This window comes from Microvirga sp. 2MCAF38, from assembly GCF_052115485.1.
In the GTDB taxonomy this organism is placed as follows: Bacteria; Pseudomonadota; Alphaproteobacteria; order Rhizobiales; family Beijerinckiaceae; genus Microvirga.
The window spans coordinates 277,822-301,097 of record NZ_JBFRGU010000005.1; the positions used below are offsets into that span (position 1 = coordinate 277,822).

The following is a 23,276-nucleotide window of genomic DNA, read 5'->3' on the forward strand; positions in this document are numbered from 1 at the left end:
ACGTCTGAAAGTTTCCCGGTCAGACCACCCCCACCCTTCATCCCTCCCCGCAAGGGGGAGGAAAAGCCTGTGCCTTATCCTTATCAAACTGAGTCACGGCCGTTCCTCAGGATGAAGTTATGCGCTTGGCTTAGCTATGACCGATACAGATCCGCCCGCGAGGGCGGCAGGCCCGATGGACCGCGTGTGCGTTTGGAAACAAGCGTCTGGTTGACGCCCACGGCGCTGCGCTCGAAGGCAAGCGAACAGCCTGCGAGATAGAGCAGCCACATGCGCGTCTTCTGCGGGCCGACCTCCGCTTCGGCTTCCGCGCGGCGGGCGTTGAGGCGCTCCCACCACAGGCGTGTGGTGCGTTGGTAATGTTCGCGCCAACCCTCGACGTCATGCACTTCAAATCCGTAACGTTCGAGATTGGCGATCGACATGCCCAAGTGATCGAGCTCGCCGCCGGGAAAGATGTAGCGCGTCAACGCTTTGTATTCGGGCTTCAGCTTCTGGAACGCCTTGTCCGACCGTTTCGCGCGGCGCGCGATAGTGTGGTGCAGGTAGAGGCCGCGCGGCCGCAAGAGGCGATGGACGGCGCGGAAATAATCCGGGTGATTGCGAATGCCCACATGCTCGAACATGCCGATGGAAGAGATCTTGTCGAACTCGCCCTCCATCTTGGTGAAATCCTTCACCACGACTTTCACGCGATCCTGCAAACCGAGCCGCGCGATCTTCTCTCTCGCGATTTTCGCCTGTTCTTCCGCGAGCGTGACGCCTGTCGCCTTCACGCCGTAATGCTGCGCCGCATGGCAGATGAGCGCGCCCCAGCCGCAGCCGATATCGAGAAAGCGCTCGCCCGGTTGCAGGCGTAATTTGCGGCAGATCATGTCGAGCTTGTCGATCTGCGCCTTCGCGAGATCGTCATGCCATTCCGTGAAATAGGCGCACGTGTACACCATCTCCGGATCGAGGAAGAGCCGGTAGAAATCATTCGATACGTCGTAATGGTAAGCGACGTTCTGTTTGTTGGTTTCCGATTTTCCGTCACGGGCGTGGGGATTTTCCTTCACCCGATCGAGAGGGCGCGGCATGGTCGCCGGCACCTTTAGGAATTGCAATGCCGTCTTGAGAGCCTTGATCTTGCCGACGTTTCGCAATTGACGGCCGATCTTGCCGCGCGGGCGCTGCGCCGCGAGATCGAAGATGGTGCCGTTCTTGAGATCGAGCAGGCCCGCCACGTGGGCATTGACCGCAGTGTCGAGGGTCGGACGCCGCAACAGGCTGGCAATCACGCTTTCCCGCGCGATGACGAGGCGCATGGCATGTGGCGCAAGATCCTGCGGCACGGTGGAACCGTCCCACAATTCGAAGCCGAATGTCAGATCGAGCGCCCGATGAGCCTCGGCCAGGAGGTCCTTGAACATCCCCAGCCGCGCCGTTGCCCCACTCATACCACGTCCCCCCATTTACAGCACCGTAGCGGCAGGGGGATGAGGGAACAACGTTTGTATGAAGGGTAAGAAGACGCTGTACCCTAGAAATCGCTGGCGAGGCCTTTGACTTCCCAATCCTCGTAGCGCACCGGCTCCAGGCCGCCACGGCCCTGAAGCTCCTTGTAGCGAGCCAATTCGGCCGCGCGCCGATCGATTTCCTTACGGCGCTCAGCTGCCTCATCGAGGGCCCGCTGGGCCTGCGGGGAAAGCGTCTTGCCGGGAGACGAGCCGGGCTGGGCGTCGCCGGCAGGGCTTGTCTGAAGGGTCTCGTTCGTGCTCATGGCTTTATCATACCCGTTCTTACGCGATCTTGGGAGAGCGTCGAACCGTTCCCACATAAAGCTCGGTCGCACGTCAATTGAAGGCGACCGCGCTCTATGCCTTTGTTAAACCGGATTTCATTCCTGCCGGATCATGCCCAGGAGCGCGACGAAATTGTCCCCTTTGGAGCTGAGGTGGAAGGCCCGATGAACACCGTCAAGACTGGAATGCTGCTCGCGGCCATGACCGCGCTGTTCGGCGTCGTCGGTTATTTTCTCGGCGGCTCCACCGGCATGACGATCGCGCTGGGCATCGCGGTCGTCACGAACCTTTTCGCCTATTGGAATTCCGACCGGCTGGCGCTTGCCGCCCATCACGCGGTGGAGGTCGACGCGCGCTCGGCGCCGGAACTCGTGTCCCTCGTTCGCGACCTCGCGACCCGCGCCGGGCTGCCGATGCCGAAGGTCTATCTCATCGACAATCCGCAGCCAAACGCATTCGCCACCGGACGAAACCCGGAAAATGCCGCGGTCGCGGCAACTACCGGCATTCTTCACATGCTCTCGCGGGAGGAGCTGGCGGGCGTCATGGCCCACGAGCTGGCGCACATCAAGAACCGCGACACCCTCACCATGACGGTGAGCGCGACCATTGCGGGCGCGATTTCCTCCATCGCCCAGTTCGGCCTGTTCTTCGGTGGGCGCGGCAATGACCGTCCGAACGCCATGGTGGGGCTTCTCACTGCGATCATCGCGCCGCTCGCGGCCATGGTCATCCAGATGGCGATCAGCCGCTCGCGCGAATACGAGGCGGACCGGATCGGCGCGGCGATTTGCGGCCAGCCTTTGGCGCTCGCCTCGGCGCTCAACAAGATCGCGAGCGGCGTCGCGCAGATTCCGAACGAGGATGCGGAACAGCATCCCGCCACCGCGCCGCTCTTCATCATCAATCCGCTTTCCGGCCAGGGCATGGACAACTGGTTCTCGACCCATCCGGCGACGGAGAACCGCATCGCCGCGCTGCAGGCGCTGGCCCAGCAAATGGGTTCCTCTTTCACAAATCCGGCTGGGGCTCCTTCGGAGTCTCCCTGGGGATCTTCCCCGCGCCGTGGACGTTGGGGCTAAATTTCGTGGATCGTATCGATAATCAGACGGGGCTCGGCCCCCGCCGCCTCGCTTTCGCCGCCGTGACTGAAACGTTGAAGCGGCGCGTACCGCTCGACGACGTCCTCCTGCTCGATGAGATCGCGCAGGGCGAACCCCTGTCAGGGCGCGACGAGTCACTTGCCCGCGCCATCGCCATCGTGGTGTTCCGTCGCTTCGGCACGATCCGGCAGGCGCTGTTGGAGCGGATCGAGAAGGCCCCGAAGGACGAGCGCCTTCTCCATCTGCTCGCTGTCGGCGCGGCGCAAATCCTGTTTCTCGACGTGCCCGATCACGCTGCCGTCGATACCGCCGTGCGGCTGGCGCAGGAGGATCCGCGCCTCCGGCATGCGAGCGGCCTGATCAACGCCGTCCTGCGCCGCCTAGCGCGGGAGCGCGATGCGATTCTGACGAATGCCGATCCCTGGATCGATACGCCCGATTGGCTGAAGAACCGGTGGATCGCCCATTACGGTGAGACGGGCGCTGCCGCGATTGCCGAGGCGCACCGCGCGCCGGCCTCCGTCGACCTGACCGTGAAGGACAATGCCACCTCATGGGCTGAGCGTCTGAACGGAACGCTTCTGCCGACAGGCAGCATCCGGCTCTCGGAGCGAACCGCGATCCCCGATCTGCCAGGCTATGAGGAAGGCGCTTGGTGGGTGCAGGATGCCGCGGCCGCCTTGCCCGCGCGCCTTCTGAGCGCGCAAGCTGGCGAGCGCATCGCCGATCTCTGTGCCGCGCCGGGTGGAAAGACGGCCCAGCTCGCAGCCGCCGGGGCGGATGTTCTGGCCGTCGACCGTTCGGCCAAGCGGCTGGCTCGGCTCCAGGAAAACCTGACGCGCCTTCACCTGACCGCCGAGACCCGCGCTATCGACGCCGAAAAGCTCGATGAGCCGCTCTTCGACGCGATCCTGCTCGATGCTCCCTGTTCCGCCACCGGCACCCTGCGCCGCCACCCCGACGTGGCCTGGACCAAGAGCGACGCCGATGTCGCAAAACTCGCCGCGCTGCAATCGCGGCTTCTCGACAAGGCGGCAAGCCTCGTCAAACCCGGCGGACGGCTCGTTTATTGCACTTGTTCGCTGGAGATCGAGGAGGGTGAAGCGCAGGCGGAAGCCTTTCTCGCCCGTCATTCCGATTTCACACGCGCGCCGATTGTAGTGGACGAGGTGGGGGATTTGAGCGAGCTCATCACACAGCAGGGCGATTTGCGGACGCTTCCGAGCCATCTGAGGGGGTACGGCGGTCTCGACGGGTTCTTCGCGGCGCGATTTCTGCGTACAGCGTCATGAGAAGCGGCCATTGGTTACGCAATGTTAACCAAACTCTCACCACTGCTCTGTTAGGCCGTGTTAATTCGGCTTGAACGAGAGGAGCGCCACGGGTGAGTTGGGGACCGCATCGCTGGCGGCTTTACAAGCTTGCGCTTCGCGAGTCCGGACGCGCCGTGGGCGGGGTTTTGTCACGCGGGGTCTCCTATCTGCGATTCGGCTCGGCGACGCCGACTCGCCTCCTGTTCGCGCCGCAGGATTTGCGCACCGCCGATCCGACCATTGCCAGCGACATTTATTCCGGGTTCTTCGCGTTTGCCGGCCGTGGCGTCGCCATGAGCGGCCGCTCGCCCTTCGAAGTCGAGCCGCCGACTCATGCCTGGGCCGAGGCCCTCTATGGTTTCGGCTGGCTACGCCATCTGCGCGCCGCAGGTACGGCGCTCGCTCAGGCCAATGCGCGCTCCCTCGTCGATGATTTCGTGACGGCCCGCATCGCCGACCGGAAAACCGCCTGCGAGACGCAGGTGATGGCTCGCCGCCTGATCGCCTTCATCAGCCAGTCGCCTCTCATTCTCGAAGGGGCGGATCACGGGTTTTACCAACGTTTCCTGCGCGTGCTCGGGCGCGCCGTGCGCGACATCGAGCGCGATGTCCGGTCCGGTGCATTGCCGGAACGGCGTCTCATGGCGGCGATCGCGCTCTGCTACGCGGGCTTGTGCTGTGAGGGGCTGGAAGGCTCCTTGCGCCGGGCTTCACGCCTGCTGACCCGCGAACTCGAACGGCAGATTCTGGTCGATGGCGGTCATGCCAGCCGTAATCCGCAGATCGTTGTCGATCTTCTGTTCGATCTTCTGCCCCTGCGCCAGATGTTCGCCAGCCGCGAAGTCGATACGCCGGAGGCGCTGCTTCACGCCATCGACCGCATGCTGCCGATGGTGCGCCTGTTCCGGCACGGGGACGGCACGCTCTCCCACTTCAACGGCATGGGTGTGACAGCGGCCGACCATCTGGCGACGCTCCTCACCTATGACGACATGCGCAGCCAGCCGATCCACCATGCGCCGCATTCCGGCTACGAGCGGCTGGAAGCGGGGCGCTCGCTCGTTGTCGCCGATGTGGGCGGCGCGCCTCCGACATTGCTGTCGGCCGCGGCTTGCGCGGGCTGCCTGTCTTTCGAGTTTTCAAGCGGCACGCAGCGCATCGTCGTCAATTGCGGCACGCCTCGCATCGCGAGTGACGCCCTTTTGCAGGCCTCGCGCTCCACGCCCGCCCATTCGACTGCGGCGATCAACGAAATCTCTTCTTGTCAGTTCGTCGGAGTCAAAGGGCTCTGGCTCGACCGCGTCATCGGCGAATGGCTGTTGCGACGCATCGGTCCGGTGGTCTTGAGCGCTCCTGAGAACGTGGTGGCCGAGCGCACAGAACGGGACCGTGTTCAGGGCCTCAACGCCAGTCACGACGGCTATCTGCAATCCTTCGGCATCCGTCACGAGCGGCGGTGGCAGCTCTCGCCCGACGGCAACATGCTCGAAGGTGAGGATATCTTCTGGGGCGAGGGCGAAGTTCCGCACGATTCGGAAGCCGTGATCCGCTTTCACCTGGCGCCTGGGGTCAAGGCGAGCCGCGCCCAAGGCGGCCGCGTCGTGATGCTGCTTCTGCCCAATCGGGAAGCGTGGCAATTCGAAGTTACGCCCGGCGAAGCTTTTGTCGAGGACAGCATGTTCCTCGCGGCGAACGACGGCATGCGTCGCACGGAGCAGATCGTACTTGCAGTGCGCCCGAGCGAAGTGCCGAACCTGCGCTGGCGGTTCGAGCGCCTCGCCCGCATGGAATCTCCGCGCCCGGCCGAGCCTGGTCCGGAACTTCTCTAGAGTTTGATCAGAACAAGTGGAAACCGGTTGTTCGCCCGGATCATGCGGCAATAAGGAATCGAGAGCTTGATCGTGTTTCAAAGAGACACGATCAAGCTCTAGATCATCTCCGATAACCGCCCAAGATCGTGCTGCCTGTGCATCATGGGCGAAACCGATTGCTCGGGCGTTGGTGTGCGTGTAGGCGATTCCGTTAGGTAATCTTCAAGGAAAAATAATCGTGATTCATCATCACAAAAGACAGGTTCAACCGCTGCAGCGCCCGCACGTTCAGCGCCTTGCGGGACTTGTCGTCGCGGTGATGGTGCTGGCGCTGATCGTCTACGGCTATCAGTTCTGGTGGACCGAGTAGATCGACGCGGCCGCCGTCAAATCACGAAGAAATCGGCTGCCGTCATTTTCAGGTTTTTCGACACGATTGCGAATTGAACCTGCTGAAGCGGTCCCGTGCCGTCGGGGTCGAAATAGAGCGCGCCTTCCTTCTTGTTGTAGATGATCCGGTCCGAGGCGTCGTGCGCCGCAGGGCCGATCCAGAAGGCGGAAGCCTTCAGGACGCCTTTCTTGCCCACCGCCTTGAAGACTGCGCGGGAGAGGTGAATCGTGTCCTGCACCACGTTGAAATCCGTGATGCGGTCGATATCGAAGATGGAAGAGACGGGCTGATCGAACACGAACACGTCCTTGCCCGCACCGCCGCTGAGGACGTCCCGGCCCTGTCCGCCGATCAGCTTGTCGTTGCCGGCGCCGCCGAAGAGAGAGTCGTCGTCCAGGCTGCCATCGAGCGTATCGTTCCCGGTTCCCCCGTAGAGCGTGTCATAGCCGCTGCCGCCGTCGAGCTTGTCGTTGCCGCCCGAGCCGTAGAGCAGATCCGAGCCTGCCTGGCCCTTGATGACGTCGTTGCCGGCAAAGCCATCGATCCGGTCCGCCGCGCGACTGCCGGAGATGACGTCGTTGCCCGACAGAATCGTCGCAACCGCCGTGTCGGAATCGTTATAATAGACCCAGTTGTAGAATTGCTCCGCCGAGATCGCGAAGTTGGAAATGGTGAGCTCCGGCAGATCCCATTCGTCATAAAGCGAGATCTTGGTCAGGACACCGTCGATCAGATGGCCGGTGTAGCGGTCGTAACCGAAATCGTAGCCAACGAAATCAGCGTAGCCGTACTGGTAGTCGATCTGCATCCAGGTCGACGTGTCTGCTGTCATCTCGCCTTCGTACCAGTCGCCAATGGCGAAGTTCGAGGTGTCGAGGGCGGCGTCCAGGCCGGCGGAAACGTAAGCCATTGCATGTTTTCCAAGATTTCAGCTCGTCGAAGCGAACAGCCAAGTTCTAGCGCGATGACTTGAACAGCTCCTTAACGGCTCCGGTGGCGCCCCACGGTTTCCATTCCGGCGCCATCGTGCTATCGCGCGCGCATCCCCCACCTCAATGGAGCGGCCTTGCCATGCCGACCGATCTGAAGCGCGTTACCCGCGCCCTGTTGTCCGTGTCCGACAAGACGGGACTCGTGGATTTTGCGAAGGCGCTCAGCGCGAAAGGCGTCGAGCTCGTCTCGACCGGCGGCACGAAGAAGGCGCTCCAGGAGGCGGGGCTCACCGTCAAGGACGTGAGCGATCTCACCGGCTTTCCTGAAATGATGGACGGGCGCGTGAAGACGTTGCATCCGGGCGTTCATGGCGGGTTGCTCGGCATTCGCGCCAATCCCGAACATCAGGCGGCCATGCTGGCCCACGGCATCGTCCCCATCGATCTTCTGGTGGTGAACCTCTATCCCTTCGAGGCGACCATCGCCGCGAACCGGCCTTATGAGGATTGCATCGAGAATATCGATATCGGCGGCCCGGCCATGATCCGCGCGGCGGCTAAAAACCATGATGACGTGGCCGTTGTGGTCGACGGCGCGGATTATGCGATGATCGTGGACGAGCTGGCTTCTCAGGATGGCGCTCTTTCGCAAGAATTGCGCCGCCGCCTTGCGCAGAAGGCTTATGCCCGCACCGCCGCTTATGACGCGGCGATTTCCAATTGGCTCGCGACCGAACTCGGCGAGGAGACGCCGCCCTATCGCGCCATCGGCGGCACATTGGCCGAGGTGATGCGCTATGGCGAGAACCCGCATCAATCGGCTGCTTTCTACAAGACGCCTGAAAAACGTCCGGGCGTCGCGACGGCCCGTCAGGTGCAGGGCAAGCAGCTCTCCTACAACAATATCAACGACACCGACGCGGCCTATGAATGCGTGTCGGAATTCCTGCCCGAGCGCTCCGCCGCCATCGTGATCGTGAAGCACGCCAATCCGTGCGGCGTCGCTGAAGGCACGACCTTGCGCGAGGCCTACGAGAAGGCTTTGCGCTGCGATCCCGTGTCGGTCTTCGGCGGCATTGTCGCCATGAACCGCCCACTCGATGCGGAGGCCGCGCGCGCCATCACCGAGATTTTCACCGAGGTCATCATCGCGCCTGACGCGAGCGAAGAGGCCATCGCCATCGTCGCCGCGAAGAAGAACCTGCGTCTGTTGCTGGCAGGCGGTCTGCCTGATCCGCGCCAGGAAGGGCTCGTGATCCGCACGGTCGCCGGTGGTTTCCTCGCCCAGGCGCGCGACAACGCCGTCGTCGATGCCATGGATCTCAAGGTCGTGACCAAGCGCGCGCCGTCGGATCGCGAATTGGCTGACTTACGCTTTGCTTTCCGTGTCGCCAAGCATGCGAAGTCGAACGCCATCGTCTACGCCAAGGACGGCGCCACGGTCGGCGTCGGCGCGGGCCAGATGAGCCGGGTCGATTCCTCCCGCATCGCGGCCTGGAAGGCCGCCGAGGCCGCGAAGGCGGCGGGCCTGCCGGAAACCCTCGCCAAGGGTTCGGTCGTGGCGTCAGACGCCTTCTTCCCCTTCGCCGACGGTTTGCTCGCGGCGGCGGAAGCGGGCGCGACGGCGGTGATCCAGCCGGGCGGCTCGATGCGCGACGACGAGGTGATCAAGGCGGCGGACGAGGCTGGCCTCGCGATGGTGTTTACCGGGTATCGGCACTTCCGGCACTGACAAGCGTCATTCCGGACGCCGAAGGCGATCCGGAAGCGCATGACGAGATGGGCGCCGTACTCGTTTGACGATCCCGGGTTCCGCTTCGCGGCCCCGGGATGACGGCGCTATCATTCACACCCGCTTCACGCCGCCCAACAGCCACCCACCGACCGCAAAGAACGCGATCAAGACGCCAGGTGCCGCGGCTTGCGTTCCGGACAGGCTCGTCGCGATGGCAACAGCGAGCGGAGCGAGGAAAGATGTGACTTTTCCCGACAGGGCGAGCAGACCGAAATAACGGCCCGCCTCATGCGCCGGAACGAGGCGCGCGAGCAGGCTGCGCGAAGAGGCCTGCAAAGGTCCGGCAACCGCACCGATGATGAGGCCGAGGGCGACGAACACCTTTTCCGGCGTGGACGGATAAAGCCCCGCGCCGCCCATCTCCGACGGCGCGGTCGGCACGATGAAGAAGATGTGGCCGGGGCCAAGCGACAGCACGCCGAGGCAGACCGTGATCAGCACGATGATCGCGCCCATGATCACGGGTTTTGCACCGAAACGGTCGTCGAGCCGCCCGCCAATCAATGCGCCGATGGTGCCGGTGATGGTGAGCAGAATGCCGAAGACGCCGAGCTCCGTCGCGCGCCAGCCGAACACGCCCGCGCCGTAGATGCCGCCGAAGGCGAAGAGCGCGACGAGCGCATCCTGATAGACCATGTTCGCCAGAAGAAAACGGCCCACACTCTCATGCCGGCGCGCATCCGCGATGGTGCTCCTCACCTGCGAGATCCCTTTGCGCACGGCCTCCCGCATCGGAAGACTGGAGCGCGCAATGTCCGGCGTGAAGACGAAGAGCGGCATGATGAAAGCCAGAAACCACAGGGCCGAGAAGGGTCCTGTGATGCGGTCGCCCTCGCGCGCGGCGGGGTCGAGGCCGAACAGAGGCTTGAAGCCCAGCAGCGTTCGGCCCGTCTCCTGGTCGGCGGCGAGGAAGCCGAGCACGATCACGAGCGAAATCAGACCACCCATATAGCCGATGGCCCAGCCAGTACCGGAGAGCCGCCCGAAGCGTTCCGGCGGCACGAGATGCGGGATCATCGAATTGTTGAACACGGCCGCGACCTCGACGGCGACCGTGCCGAAGGCGAAGGCCAGAAGCGCAATCGCGATTCCATGAGCCGCGCCGGGTGCGGCGAACCACATGACGCTGCAGGCGAGAAAGAGAACGAGCCCACATCCGGCGATCCAGGGCTTCTTCGGACCCGTCGCATCGGCAATCGAACCGAGAACGGGAGAGAGAAAGGCCAGCGTCAGCCCGGCCAAAGCCGTCGCGTAACCCCACAAGCTCTGGCCGATGACCGGATCCGGCGCGAGGGCCGAGGCGAAATAGGGCGCGAAGACGAAAGTGGTGACGAGAGTGAAGAAGGGCTGGCACGCCCAGTCGAAGAACAGCCAGCCGAAGATGGCTGCGCGGGATGCCGAGGGTTTGATTGCGATGGCGTCACCACCGGAAAGAGGCGACGACGCCATCGTCATGTTTATCCCTTGACCAGGTCGCCCAGAAGGCTCGCCGCGACGGTCACCTTCGAGAGAGTGAGGCCCGAGGTGACGATGTTGTCGATGGCACTTCTGATCCGCGCGAGATCCGCGCCGCGTCGTTCGCTCCATGCGGCCACGCCTTCCTCGCCCGCCGGTCCCTGCGAGACGATTTCGGCAGTGAGGTTGCGGTGAGCCAGGGCGATGCCGTCGATGGCGCGGTCGAGCGCGAGACGATCGAAATAATCGCTGACGTTGATTTCGCGCGCCTCGTGGGTCAGCGCGCCGAGACGGAACGCCGCTTCGAGAGCGAAATGCGTGCGAGCGATGTCGAGCACGGGACGGCCCGTCTTTTGCGCCGTCAGGACGATATCGGGGGCGGCGACGAGATCGGTGAGGGCGGCGAGGCGGCTCGCCAGATCTTCGGGAACGCCTTGCGCGACAAGGTTCTTCGTCCGCTCCTCCAGCAGGACAAGCGCTCCCGGTGCGAGCGTTGTGCGCAGCGAGCGTCCCACATCCGCGACACCCGCGCCATAAATGCCGACGATGGCATCGAGGGGCGTGTGGAGGAAGTCCACGTTGCGGATGAACCACACGATGCGGTTCATGAGCAGATCCTGCAGATCGCCATAGAGGCTCAATTGCAGGGCGCCCGGCACCTTGCCGTCGAGGGCGTCGATGGCGAAGTTGAGGTCCGTGAGACCGAAAGCATCGCGCGTCGCGGCGTAAGCTGCGGCAATGGTCGGCGCATCCGTCCCGGTCTGATCGACGAGGCGGGCGACCACGGTCGGGCCGCAGCGATTGATGATCGCGTTGGCAAGCTGTGTCGCGATGATTTCGCGGCGCAGGCGATGGGTCGCGATGGCATCGGGGAAACGCTCGCGCATTTCGTCCGGGAAATACCGGTCCAGCTCCTTGCCGAGATAAGGATCGTCCGGCACCGCGCTTTCCAAAAGCGCATCGTGCAGGGTGAGCTTGGCGTAGGCCAGCAGCACCGCGATTTCGGGCCGTGTCAGCGCCTCGCCGCGACGGGCGCGTTCGGTCAGCGTCGCGTCGTCGGGGAGATATTCCACATTGCGGTCCAGGCGACCTTGAGCCTCGAGCATGTGCATGAGACGCCGTGCGAAACCGAGATCGGAAACGCCGTGCCGTTCGGCCAGCGAAAGCGCCAGCGTCTGGAGGTAGTTGTTGCGCAGGACGAGACGTGCCACCTCGTCGGTCATGTGGGCGAGAAGCGCGTTGCGCGTCTCATAGGACAACCGTCCGTCGCGTTCTGGCGTCGTGAGCGCGATCTTGATGTTCACTTCCACGTCGGAGGTGTTCACGCCCGCCGAATTGTCGATGGCGTCGGTGTTGAGGCGAATGCCGGCGCACGCGGCTTCGATGCGCCCGCGTTGGGTCATGCCGAGATTGGCGCCTTCGCCGATCACCTTGGCGCGGACATCCCCGCCGGTGATGCGGATGGCGTCGTTGGCGCGGTCGCCGACCTGCTCGTCGGTCTCCGTTGCTGCGCGGATATAAGTACCGATGCCGCCGAACCAGAGCAGGCCGACCTGCGCTTTCAGGATCGCGGTCATCACCTCGCTCGGTGCGGCCTCGGTTTTGTCGAGGTCGAGGAGCGCACGGACTTCCGGCGAGAGCGGAATCGACTTCGCACTACGCGGGAAAATGCCGCCGCCCTTCGAAATCAGGCTCTTGTCGTAATCCTGCCAGCTCGAACGCGGTAGCCCGAAAAGGCGCTCGCGCTCCTTGAACGTGGTTTCCGGATCGGGATTGGGATCGAGGAAGATGTCGCGATGGTCGAAGGCCGCGACGAGCTTGAGCGCACGCGACAACAGCATGCCGTTGCCGAACACGTCGCCGGACATGTCGCCCACGCCCGCCACCGTCACCGGTTGCGTCTGGATGTCGATATCCATTTCGCGGAAGTGACGCTTCACGGCCTCCCACGCACCGCGCGCGGTGATGCCCATCTTCTTGTGGTCGTAGCCTTGGCTGCCGCCGGAGGCGAAGGCGTCGCCGAGCCAGTGATGCTTTTCGGCGGAGAGCGCATTCGCCGTGTCGGAGAACGTCGCCGTGCCCTTGTCGGCGGCGACCACGAGATACGGATCGTCCCCGTCATGGCGCACCGTGTCGGCGGGCGGCGCCACATGGTCGCCCTCGATATTGTCGGTGAGCTGAAGCAGGGTACGCACGAAAATGCGGTAGCTTTCCGTACCCTCATGGAGCCAGGCCTGGCGGTCGCTCGGCGGCGGCAGGTGCTTGGGCACAAACCCGCCCTTTGCGCCCACCGGCACGATGACCGCGTTCTTGACCTGCTGCGCCTTCACGAGGCCGAGCACTTCCGTGCGGAAATCCTGCGGGCGGTCCGACCAGCGAAGGCCGCCGCGCGCCACCTTGCCGAAGCGCAGATGCACGCCTTCGACGCGGGGCGAATAGACGAAGATTTCGTAGAGGGGCCTTGGCAGGGGCAGGCCATCCACCTTCGCGCATTCGAATTTGAACGAGATCGTCTGGCGCGGCAAACCGTTCGCTTCCAGCTGGAAGAAATTGGTGCGGGTCGCGGCCTCGATGAGATTGATGAAGCGCCGCAGAATGCGGTCGTCATCGAGGCTGGTGACGTCCTTCAACAGCTCTTCGATGCTGGCGCGGATTTCGGCTTCCTTTGCCGTGCGCGTCTCTATCGTCTCGATACGCGGATCGAAGCGGGCGTAGAAATACGCGACCAGTTCTTCCGCGATGACGCTGTGGCGGGCGAGCGTTTCAGCCAGGTAATCCTGCGCGTAGGCGATGCGGATCTGGCGGAGATACCGGCCGAAAGCGCGCACCATGGCGACATCGCGCCAGCCGAGCCCGGCTTCGAGAACGAGGCGATTGAAGGCGTCCGATTCGGCAAGGCCTCGGAACAGGGCGAGCAAGGCGGCTTCGATCAGATCCTGAATCGCTGCGATGTCGATGGCGCCGCCGGAAGCACGCTCCAGGGTCATGTCGTGCAGCCAGACGCGATCCGCGCCCGAGGCTCCGGTGGAGACGACGCGGTAGGTCCGCTCGTTCACCACGCGGAAGCCGAGATTTTCGAGAAGCGGCACACGCTCGGAGAGCGGCAGCGCCATGCCTCGCGAAAATACTTTCAGGTGAACCCGCGTGTCGTCGTCGCCCTCGCGGCGATAGAGATCGACGGCACGGGGACGTGCTTCGGAGAGCTGTTCGAGAATGCCCACATCGACGATGGCTTCCTCGACGCTGAACGCTTCACGATAGCCCGCGCTGAAGGCAAGGGCATAGCGAGCGGCGAGAGCCCGCGCCCGCGGGCCGCCGACAGTCTCGGCAAGGCGGTCGCTCAAGGCGTCGCCCCAGGTGCGTACGATGCCGGCGATGCCCTTTTCGAGCAGCTCTCGCGGCACCTTCGGCGTTTCGCCCTCATCGCGGCCGATGATGTAGTGAGTGCGGGCCAGAGGCCCTTCGGGATAGGCGGGATAGATCGCGGAAATGCGTCCCTCGTAGACGCTTGCGAGGAATTCCGCGATGCGGCGGCTGGCATCGGTGTTGTAATGATCCTTCGGAACATAGACGAGCACCGAGACGAACCGGTCGAACTCGTCCGGCCGCGCCAGCGCGCGAACGCGCGGACGCTCGGACAGATTCATGATGTCGATGGCGAACTCATAGAGAGTGTCTTCGTCGATCTGGAAAAGATCATCACGAGGGTAGCTTTCCAGCACGTTCAAAAGCGAACGGCCGGAATAGCTCGCCGGATCGAACCCGGCGCGCGCCACGACCCGCGCCACTTTCAGGCGCAGATAGGGCACTTCCGCCGTCGTGTTGTTGTAAGCGCTCGATGTGAAGAGGCCGACGATGCGCAGCTCGCCCTGCAATTTCCCGCCGCGATCGAACAGCTTCACGCCGACATAATCGAGATGGGCGCGGCGATGAACGCGCGACTTCACATTCGCTTTGGTGATGATGAGCGCCTTGGGCTTTGCCAGGAAGGCACGGATTTCCGGCGTCATCGCCACGAGCTCACGGCCGCGGCGCAAGACACGCACGGACGGATCGCGCAACAGGCCGAGGCCTGTTCCCTCGACAGGATCGGCGACCACGTCGTTCACCGGCAGGCGATATTCGCGCAGGCCGAGGAAGGTGAAGTTGTTCTCGGCAATCCATTCGAGGAAGGCAATGGCTTCCTTCGCTTCATCCTCCGGCAACGGCGGCGGATTGGTCTTGTAGTCGCGGATGATCTCGCTGATGCGCCCGCGCATGGCGACCCAGTCGCGCACGGCGACGGCGACATCCACATAAACCTGCTTCAGGTCGGTGATCAGCTTTTCACGCGCCTGCGGCTCGTCGATCCGCGGCAGGTGAATATGAATGAAGCTTTCGCGCTCGACGCTCTCCGGCGCGGGCGCAGAAGCTTCGCCCACGAGGCGCACCAGATTGCCATGCGCATCGCGCTCGACGGCGAGAATCGGATGCGCCACGAGAAGCGGCTCGTATCCTTCGCTGACGATCTCGGCCAAGGTCGAATCGAGCAGGAACGGCATGTTGTCGTTGACGACCTCAACGACCGTTACGTCCTTGCGACGACCCGCATGCTCGACTTCGAGGTCGATGAGACGGATATCGGCCCCGCCGGTGCGCTGCACCGCAAGATGCGCGTAGGCCGCTCTTGCGAGATCAGCGAGCGTCTGCGGCGCATAGGCGCTGAGATCCTCGGGCGGCACGCGGCCGAAGAGATCGCTGACAAATGTGGCGGGAAGGGTTGCGCGCTCGGCTTCGAGCAGCGCGACGGCAGCGGCAGTCAAGTCGCTTCCGCTGGTTGGCGTTTCCAGCTTCATGCGCTCATCCTCACTGGTGATCGTTGCGGGACCCCTCGCACGAACCTCGTACGGAAGCAACCACAGCCTGTCATTCTCGTCTTGGAAGTAACGACTTTGAAATTTTAAGCCGCTTCAGCTCGCTTTCCGGTTACTAAATTTTCATCTCCCCAGATTTTCAGCGCCATGATCACCGGCTCAAGGCTGTGTCCACGTGGAGAGAGGCTGTATTCGACGCGCGGGGGAACCTCCGGATAAACCTTGCGGATCAAAAGGCCATCGGCCTCCAGTTCGCGCAACTGGTTGGTCAGCATGCGCTGCGTGACCGTGGGAATCAGGCGACGGATTTCGCTGAACCGCAGGATCCCGTTCACGAGCAATTTGTAGAGAATGACGACCTTCCACTTGCCATCGATGAGGTTGAGTGTGGCTTCAACCGAGCAGGAGGTGCAGGCGGGCGTTCCAGAAGCCTTGCGGGGCATATTGGTATCCTTTTCGACACTATGTGCGTTCAAAGTGCGTTCTTGCAAGAAGAATTAGTATCGCCGACTTTGCCCCTATAACGAGGAGAAAAAGTCCATGCGCGCCGTGGCATTCAAGCAATCCCTGCCGATCGCCTCCGAATCATCGCTGATCGATATCGAGTTGCCCCGTCCCGAGCCGACGGGCCGGGATCTTCTGGTCGAGATCAAGGCGATCTCGGTCAATCCGGTCGACACGAAAGTGCGCGCCAGGGCGTTGTCGGAGGCGGGCGAGGCCCGGATTTTGGGCTTCGATGCGGCGGGCATCGTTGCCGCCGTCGGACCAAACGCGACCCTGTTCAAGCCGGGCGATGCGGTTTTCTACGCCGGCACGATCAATCGCCCTGGCACGAATGCGGAATATCATCTCGTCGATGAGCGGCTCGTCGGCAGAAAACCCTCCTCGCTCGATTTCCCGGCCGCCGCCGCCATGCCGCTAACGACTTTGACCGCGTGGGAAACCCTGTTCGACCGGCTCGATATCAAGCGTCCGGTCGTGGGCGCGGCCAATGCCATTCTCATCGTCGGCGGGGCAGGGGGCGTCGGTTCGATGGCGATTCAATTGGCCCGCAAGCTGACGGATTTGACCGTGATCACCACGGCCTCGCGGCCGGAAACGAAGGATTGGGTGCGCGAACTCGGCGCGCATCATGTGATCGATCATGGTAAGCCATTGGCCGCCCAGGTGGCAGAACTCGGCTTGGGCGCGCCCGCCTTCGTGTTTTCGATCACCCGCACGGACACTCATTTCAAGGAGATCGCGACGCTGATTTCGCCGCAGGGACGCTTCGCCCTGATCGACGATCCCGGCCCGCTCGATGTCAACCTGCTCAAGGGCAAGAGCGTTTCACTGCATTGGGAATCGATGTTCACCCGCTCGACCTTCCAGACCGCCGATATGGAACGCCAGCACGACATTCTCAACGAGGTCTCCCGTCTCGTGGATGGCGGCACGATTCGCACCACCCTGGCCGAGACGTTCGGCGCCATCAACGCAGCGAATCTCAAGCGGGCTCACGCTTTCATCGAAAGCGGACGCGCGCGGGGCAAGGTTATTCTGGCTGGTTTCTGAAGCTACGTTGAAAAGGAAAAGGCCGCCCCGGAAGGCGGCCTTTCGTCTCGACGATAAAAGGGCCCGGCCCCCTGAACGTCCCAGGGGGGCTGGGGGGCTGACGTGTCCGGGGAGGTCAAGGAACCGGGCCGTCGAGGCAACATCGTTGGTATCGAGGTGTACTGGGGCTGGTTCGCGGCACGATTGCGGCAAGAATAAGATTTGCCCCACGAAGTCGTGAGCCGACGAAAGGGGATGGGGTTGAACCTGCGTCCGGCAAGGCTCATCATGGATGAACGCATGATCCGGCAAAGTGGAAACCGGCTTGTCGAAAGATCGTGCGGCGTAACAAAGAGATGGCATTCGCTGGAGGCATCATGAGCGAAGGTGACATCGCAGAGCCGTTGCGCGGCGGCTCGGCACCGGGTTCTTCAAGAACATCAGCCCAGGTCTTGCCGTTTCCCGCCGCGCCGAACCGCATTTCCTTCGACCGGGGTGAGTTGCAGACCATCCTCAACCTTTACGGCCGTATGGTCGCCGGCGGCGAGTGGCGGGACTATGCCATCGACTTCACGCCGGACAAGGCTGTTTTCTCGATCTACCGACGCACCTCCGAGGTACCGCTCTATCGAATCGAGAAAGATCCGAAACTCGCCCGCAAGCAGGGCGCATATTCCGTGGTCGTTGCGAGCGGCCTCATTCTCAAGCGCGGCCACGACCTCGACCGTGTGATCCGCGTGCTCGATAAGCCGCTGCAGGTGGTTTCGAACTGAGTTTGCTTCTTGCTTTCGTCATGCCCGGCCTTGAGCCGGGCATCCACGCCTTTGCTTACGGCGTAATGTAAGACGTGGATGGCCGGGACGAGCCCGGCCGTGACGGTTGGAGCGATGACTTCAAGCCGCGACGGAGGCTGCTCCCTTCAGGTGAAGCATGTGCCGCACCTCGTCGGGCGTAGCCACCCGATGGCCGAGTTCTTCCACGATGGTGCGGATTTTGTCGACTTGCTCGGCATTGTTTTCGGCGAGCCGACCGCGCTCGATCATGAGATTGTCTTCGAGCCCGACACGGACGTTGCCGCCGAGAATTACGCCCATTGTTCCTAGCGGAAACTGGTGACGTCCCGCCGCGAGAACGGAGAAGTGATAATCGTCGCCGAGCAGGCGATCGGCCGTCGCCTTCATATGCATGAGCTGCTCCGGCGCCGGATCGATTCCGCCGAGAACGCCGAGGACGAATTGAAGGAAGATCGGGCCTTTGAGCAAGCCGCGCTTCCGGTAGAACGCCACGGTCTGGATATGGCCGACATCGTAACATTCGAGCTCGAAACGCACGCCCTGCCGGTCGCCGAGATCGGCGAGGATCGCTTCGATATCGCCAAAAGTGTTCTGGAAGACGATGTTGCGCGTGGCTTCCAGAAATGTCGGCTCCCAGTCGTGCCGCCATTCCGTGTAGCGCTCGGCCATGGGAAACAGCCCGAAATTCATCGAACCCATGTTGAGCGAGCACATTTCGGGCTTCAACAAACGCGCCGCCGCAAGCCGCTGGTCGAGTGTCATGCGCGAGCTGCCGCCGGTCGAGATGTTGAGAACGGCGTCGGTTTCCTGTCGGATCGTGGACAGGATCTGCCGGAACAGTTCCGGATCGGCGGAAGGAATCCCGGTTTGCGGATCGCGTGCGTGGAGGTGGATGATCGCCGCGCCCGCTTTCGCCGCGTCGATCGCCTGCCGCGCGATCTCCTGTGGCGTGACCGGCAGGTGCGGGCTCATCGACGGGGTGTGAATGGAGCCCGTGATGGCGCAGGTGACGATGACGGGCTTGCTCATGCGGCGGCTCCGTAATTAAGACCCGCTTCCTTCGCGAAGACGTCGAGGCTGTCGGTGAGAATCCCGATTATCTCGTCGATCTGATCGTCGGTGGTGATGAGGGGTGGGCAGACGAGGAAGTGATCACCGATGCGGCCGCCGCGCGTGCGGCGGGAATAGATGATCAGGCCGCGATCATAGGCGATATCCACCAGGCGGTTATGCGCGTTGAGCTCCACCGGCAAAGGCTCCATCGTGTCGCGGTTGGCGACGAGCTCGAAGGCGAGCAACAGCCCCTTGCCGCGCACATCGCCGATGAAGCCGTAACGCTGCATCAGGGCCTGAAGGCGGGCTTTCAACTTGTCGCCCTGGATCCGCGCGGCGTCGATGAGGCCGAGGCGGTCGATCTCGTCCATGACCGCGAGACCCGCCGCACAGGCGAGCGGATTGCCCGCATAGGTAAAGCCGTGAATGAAGCCGCCGTTGTCGATCACCGCATCGGCGATGCGCCGGTCGGCCACCATTGCGCCGAGCGGCACATAGCCCGCACCGAAGCCCTTGGAGAACGCGATCAGATCCGGCCGCAGGCCCCAGTGATCGGTGGCGAGGTACTTGCCCGTGCGCCCAGCACCGCTCATCACTTCGTCGGAGATCAGGAGAATGCCGAACTCGTCGCAGATCTTACGGATCTCGGCATAGTAGCTGTCGGGTGCGACGAGCGCGCCCGTCGAGGCGCCGCCCACGGGTTCCATGATGAAGGCGAGAACCGTTTCCGGGCCCTGGCGGAGAATTTCATCGCGCAGGTAGCGCGCGTATTTCAGGCCCCGCTCGGCGTCGCTGAGATTGTCGCGGTCGAGATAGCAGGTCGGCGCGGGGATCTTGGGCATCTCGCGCATCATGGGCGAGAACGGCGCGCTCATGAGCGACATGCCGGTGACGCTGAGCGCGCCAAGGCTTGAGCCGTGATAGGACGGAAAGCGGGAAATCACCTTCCAACGCGAAGCCTCGCCGATCGCCACCGCATATTGCCGCGCGAGTTTCAGGCAGCTCTCCACGGCCTCCGATCCACCTGAGACGAAGAACACCCGGTCGAGGCCCGGCGGCATTCGCTCGGCGATCCGGCGCGCGAATTCCTCGGCCGGTTCGTTTTCGAAGTGCAGGCGATAGCCGAAGGTGGATTTTTCCATCTGCCGGCGCATGGCCTCTAGCACGACGGGGTTGGAATGGCCGATATTCGACACCATCGCGCCGCTGGAGCCGTCGAGATAGCGCTTGCCGCTGGTATCCCACAGGTAGACGCCTTCGGCGCGGTCCAGGAGAGGGCGACGTAGCCGCGTCTGGTAAAACAGGTTCGACATCTCGCTCGATCCTTTTTCAGTCCCCTTCACGGGCGTCATAGCCGACTTTCAGTCATCCACGTCTTCCAGGCCGCCACGCAGCCAAGGCGTGGATGCCCGGCACGAGGCCGGGCATGACGGGGAGGAGGTCGCGCCAGCAAACATGGCTCGACATCAATGCGCAAATAAATAGGATGAACGCTTGGCATTCTAAAAAGGAATGGTCTGGCGTAATGGGACGACGGGCGCACCGGTTCGTATGGGATATCGACTGGAACCTGCTGCGGACCTTCATGGTCATCGTGCAGGAGAAAGGCATCACGTCGGCCGGGGAAAAATTGCGGCTGAAGCAGCCGACCATCAGCAACGCGCTCCGGCGTCTGGAAGGGCATTTCGACTGTCGCCTGATCGAGCGTCGCCCCGGCGTTTTCGAGGTCACGCCCGCCGGGCAGCGCCTCTATGCGGAATGCGTCGGCTTGTTCGACTCCGTGTCCGGTCTGCACACCCTCGTCCACGATCAGCCGGACGAGGTCACGGGGCGGATCGACATGGCTTTCGCAAGCCATGTAGTGTGTCCGCTGCTCGACGACATTCTTGCGGCGTTCCATCGCGATCATCCCCGCGTGACCTTTGCGACCTCGGTGTCATCGAGCCAGGAAGTAATCACCGCCGTTGCGCGAAAAGATGCGGCGTTCGGCGTCTGCCTGATGCACGAGCGCCATCCGAAGCTCGAATTTCAGCCGCTCTATCGTGAGAGTTTTGGTTATTTCTGCGGGCGCGCGCATCGTCTTTTCGGCAAGGCCGACTTGAGCATCGAGGACTTGCGGAACGAAGCTTATGTTTCGTTCAAGACGGATCAGATGGCGGACGCGCTGTGGCCGGTCGCAATGCTCCGGCAGCAGGAAAAATTCACGAGTCCCATCATCGGCACGTCGTCCCATCTCGAAGAGGTCAAGCGCCTGATCATCGCCGGTTTCGGCTTCGGTCCTCTGCCCATTCACGTGGTCGAGGACGATGTGCGCAAAGGCCTGCTGTGGCGGCTTCCACCATACGAAAGGCCACCCGAGGTCGATGTGCATCTGACCTTCGATCCCGTCGCCCGGCACACGCGGGCCGAGGCACTGCTTCTCGAGAGGCTCTTGACGCGGATCGAGGAAACGCCTTTGTCCGAGCGGACTTATCCGATCCCGGATGAATGAGCCGGAACCGAACTCTGCCGACCTCACCCTGAGGAGCAGCCAAAGGTGCGTCTCGAAGGAGATTCCAGCGGGCACTGGATCCTCCTTCGAGACGGTGCTTCGCACCTCAGGCAGCGAGCAGTTTACTCGCGAGGAGCGGAAAGTCGGAAGAGTTTTTGAGGGATGATGAAAGCGATCGAAACGCCCTGGATTTCAGTCCGTGAAACCGTTCGCGACGAATGGATCGACTTCAACGGCCACATGACGAATGCCGCCTATGTGACCGCGTTCGACATCGCCTCGGTCGCGCTTCTGCACCGCATCGGAATCGATCCCGCATACCGCGAACGGGAACGGTGCTCGACCTTCGCACTCGAACTGCACACGGTGTTTCATTGTGAATTACCGGCGCGTGCGCCTTATCTGATCGAGACGCGTGTTCTCGATTTCGATGCCAAGCGCATCCACCTCTTCCATCAAATCAAGCACGCGGAAGAAAATTTTTTGGCGGCAAGTCTGGAAGTGGTGACGATCCATGTGGATCTCGACAAGCGGCGCTCGACACCGTTTCCGGAAAGCGTGGTTGAGCGGCTCGTCGCTTATCGCGCCGCCTCCGACAATCTCGGCTGGCCGGAGGTCGCCAGCCGCAGGGTTGGGCTTAAACCCGCCTGACGACTTCAACAGCCCATCAGGCCCGTTCGAGACCGCACCACTCAGAGGCGAAGAGCGCGAGAACTTCGCCGACGCTGAGAATGCTGTCGATGGAAACCCATTCGTCGATGCCGTGATAGCTGCCGCCGATGGGGCCATAACAGGTCGCGGGCGTGTTTCCGTAAAGCTCGAAGAACCGGACGTCGGTCGTGGCCGTGGAGGCTAAGGTGACCGGCTCCGCCTTCACGACCTGCCGATGAGCATCCGCGAGGAGCTTCATGAAGGGGGCTTCGCGATCGACGACGCAGCCTTCGGCCTGGAAGCCGCAATACCTCACGTCGATGCCGATATTCGCAAGCGCCGGATGCCTTGCCTTCGTTGCGGCGATGTTGGCCTCGATGGCAGTCTTCACGCTCTTCGGGGTGGTGCCCGGATAGAATCCGACGCGCACCACCATGGTGGCGGAGCAGGGGACGGTCGAACCCCAATCGCCGCCTGCGATGCGTCCGAGATTGAAATTCACCGGATGAGGGTTCGAGCTGAATTCCGGGTGCCGATTCTCTGGCAGGTTCCAGTCGGTCTCAAGTTCCTGCAAGCCTTGGAAAATCGTGTAGGCGGCGGCAATCGCATTCGTCCCGACGGACGCTTCGAGCACGTGAGCCGGTTTGCCCATGATGCGGATCGTGATCCACATGACGCCCAGTTGCGATGTCATGATCGATTGCTGGAACGGTTCGGGAATGATGGCCGCGTCGGCACGATAGCCGCGCGCGACACAGGCCAGCGCGCCGTTGCCGGTGCATTCCTCTTCGATGACCGATTGAAACATGACGGCGGCGGCAGGCACGAAACCCAGATCGCGCAAAGCCTCGTAGGCGAGGCAATAGGCGACAAGGCCGGACTTCATGTCGCCCGCGCCACGCCCATAAAGACGCCCGTCGCGCTCCGTCGGTTCAAAAGCAGGCGTCGTCCAGAGACACGCCTCGCCGGGAGGCACCACATCGATATGGCCGTTGAAGATGAGTGAGCGCCCGCCCGCACCGCCCTTCGGTGTGTGGCGGCCGACCACATTCGGGCGGTTCGTGTAGTTCGGATGGACCGGCGGCGAGAAACCGGGAAGGTCCCGGATCGCGGCTGGATCGACGTCGAAGGTTTCGACCGCGAGGCCCATCTCGGCGAAAATTTCGGCCATGATTTCTTGCCCGGCAAGCTCCCTGCCGAGGGTCGTGTCCACACGGACCAGGCTGCAAAGCCGCTCGATCGCCTGGTTTCGCCTTGCCGCGACGGCGGAACGCAATTCGCTTCGGAATGTCTCGTCAACGCGCATCATGACCCTCT

General features: G+C 62.9%; 18 protein-coding genes. 9 read left to right on the forward strand and 9 right to left on the reverse strand.

Going from position 1 to position 23,276, the window contains the following annotated elements; translation table 11 throughout:
- Positions 1–134: 134 nt before the first annotated feature.
- Both AB4072_RS12980 and AB4072_RS12985 read right to left on the reverse strand, forming a co-directional pair.
- Positions 135–1,439, reverse strand: a complete 1,305-nt coding sequence (locus AB4072_RS12980; RefSeq protein WP_441968405.1) for a class I SAM-dependent methyltransferase — start codon at positions 1,437–1,439, stop codon at positions 135–137.
- An 83-nt stretch (positions 1,440–1,522) separates the two neighbouring features.
- Positions 1,523–1,762, reverse strand: a complete 240-nt coding sequence (locus AB4072_RS12985; RefSeq protein ID WP_441968407.1) for a DUF1674 domain-containing protein — start codon at positions 1,760–1,762, stop codon at positions 1,523–1,525.
- A gap of 186 nt (positions 1,763–1,948) precedes the next feature.
- On the opposite strand from AB4072_RS12985, the gene htpX reads away from it, so the two are divergent.
- The 4 genes from htpX (at position 1,949) to AB4072_RS13005 (ending at position 6,381) form a co-directional block, all read left to right on the forward strand.
- On the forward strand, positions 1,949–2,866 hold the full coding sequence (htpX, locus tag AB4072_RS12990) for a zinc metalloprotease HtpX (RefSeq protein WP_441968409.1): 918 nt from the start codon (positions 1,949–1,951) through the stop codon (positions 2,864–2,866).
- Between the two features lie 14 nt (positions 2,867–2,880).
- Positions 2,881–4,179, forward strand: a complete 1,299-nt coding sequence (gene rsmB / locus AB4072_RS12995) for a 16S rRNA (cytosine(967)-C(5))-methyltransferase RsmB (protein ID WP_441968583.1) — start codon at positions 2,881–2,883, stop codon at positions 4,177–4,179.
- Between the two features lie 92 nt (positions 4,180–4,271).
- Entirely contained in the window at positions 4,272–6,029 is a 1,758-nt protein-coding gene (locus tag AB4072_RS13000) for a heparinase II/III family protein (protein WP_441968411.1), read from the forward strand.
- Between the two features lie 220 nt (positions 6,030–6,249).
- Positions 6,250–6,381 (forward strand): hypothetical protein, encoded by a 132-nt coding sequence (locus tag AB4072_RS13005; RefSeq protein WP_441968413.1) that lies wholly within the window; start codon positions 6,250–6,252, stop codon positions 6,379–6,381.
- 16 nt (positions 6,382–6,397) lie between these two features.
- On the opposite strand, the gene AB4072_RS13010 is transcribed toward AB4072_RS13005, so the two are convergent.
- On the reverse strand, positions 6,398–7,312 hold the full coding sequence (locus tag AB4072_RS13010; RefSeq protein WP_441968415.1) for a calcium-binding protein: 915 nt from the start codon (positions 7,310–7,312) through the stop codon (positions 6,398–6,400).
- 161 nt (positions 7,313–7,473) lie between these two features.
- Here AB4072_RS13010 and purH point away from each other — a divergent pair, with 161 nt between their 5' ends.
- On the forward strand, positions 7,474–9,066 hold the full coding sequence (gene purH / locus AB4072_RS13015; protein ID WP_441968417.1) for a bifunctional phosphoribosylaminoimidazolecarboxamide formyltransferase/IMP cyclohydrolase: 1,593 nt from the start codon (positions 7,474–7,476) through the stop codon (positions 9,064–9,066).
- Between the two features lie 114 nt (positions 9,067–9,180).
- Here purH and AB4072_RS13020 read toward each other — a convergent pair whose 3' ends face one another.
- The 3 genes from AB4072_RS13020 to AB4072_RS13030 all read right to left on the reverse strand — a co-directional run bounded on the left by AB4072_RS13020 (position 9,181) and on the right by AB4072_RS13030 (position 15,880).
- Positions 9,181–10,578, reverse strand: a complete 1,398-nt coding sequence (locus tag AB4072_RS13020; RefSeq protein ID WP_441968584.1) for an MFS transporter — start codon at positions 10,576–10,578, stop codon at positions 9,181–9,183.
- Between the two features lie 8 nt (positions 10,579–10,586).
- Complete coding sequence (locus AB4072_RS13025) at positions 10,587–15,419, reverse strand: NAD-glutamate dehydrogenase (protein WP_441968419.1); 4,833 nt, start codon at positions 15,417–15,419, stop codon at positions 10,587–10,589.
- Between the two features lie 104 nt (positions 15,420–15,523).
- The gene (locus tag AB4072_RS13030; RefSeq protein ID WP_441968421.1) at positions 15,524–15,880 is read right to left on the reverse strand and encodes a winged helix-turn-helix transcriptional regulator; all 357 of its coding nucleotides are present in this window, start codon (positions 15,878–15,880) and stop codon (positions 15,524–15,526) included.
- Positions 15,881–15,977: 97 nt separating this feature from the next.
- Between AB4072_RS13030 and AB4072_RS13035 the strand changes: the two genes are divergently transcribed.
- Together AB4072_RS13035 and AB4072_RS13040 are read left to right on the forward strand one after the other, a co-directional pair.
- Entirely contained in the window at positions 15,978–16,991 is a 1,014-nt protein-coding gene (locus tag AB4072_RS13035; protein ID WP_441968423.1) for a zinc-binding alcohol dehydrogenase family protein, read from the forward strand.
- Between the two features lie 356 nt (positions 16,992–17,347).
- The gene (locus AB4072_RS13040; RefSeq protein ID WP_441968425.1) at positions 17,348–17,743 is read left to right on the forward strand and encodes a DUF2794 domain-containing protein; all 396 of its coding nucleotides are present in this window, start codon (positions 17,348–17,350) and stop codon (positions 17,741–17,743) included.
- Positions 17,744–17,863: 120 nt separating this feature from the next.
- Here AB4072_RS13040 and AB4072_RS13045 read toward each other — a convergent pair whose 3' ends face one another.
- Positions 17,864–18,793, reverse strand: coding sequence for a 3-keto-5-aminohexanoate cleavage protein (locus AB4072_RS13045; protein WP_441968427.1), 930 nt, complete (start codon positions 18,791–18,793; stop codon positions 17,864–17,866).
- The gene (locus AB4072_RS13050) at positions 18,790–20,130 is read right to left on the reverse strand and encodes an aminotransferase family protein (RefSeq protein ID WP_441968429.1); all 1,341 of its coding nucleotides are present in this window, start codon (positions 20,128–20,130) and stop codon (positions 18,790–18,792) included. The genes AB4072_RS13045 and AB4072_RS13050 overlap by 4 nt, the downstream gene beginning before the upstream one ends.
- Positions 20,131–20,342: 212 nt before the next feature.
- Here AB4072_RS13050 and AB4072_RS13055 point away from each other — a divergent pair, with 212 nt between their 5' ends.
- Entirely contained in the window at positions 20,343–21,308 is a 966-nt protein-coding gene (locus AB4072_RS13055) for a LysR family transcriptional regulator (protein WP_441968431.1), read from the forward strand.
- 162 nt (positions 21,309–21,470) lie between these two features.
- Positions 21,471–21,959, forward strand: coding sequence for a thioesterase family protein (locus tag AB4072_RS13060; RefSeq protein WP_441968433.1), 489 nt, complete (start codon positions 21,471–21,473; stop codon positions 21,957–21,959).
- Positions 21,960–21,975: 16 nt separating this feature from the next.
- On the opposite strand, the gene AB4072_RS13065 is transcribed toward AB4072_RS13060, so the two are convergent.
- Positions 21,976–23,268, reverse strand: a complete 1,293-nt coding sequence (locus AB4072_RS13065; protein ID WP_441968435.1) for an ArgE/DapE family deacylase — start codon at positions 23,266–23,268, stop codon at positions 21,976–21,978.
- Positions 23,269–23,276 lie beyond the last annotated feature (8 nt).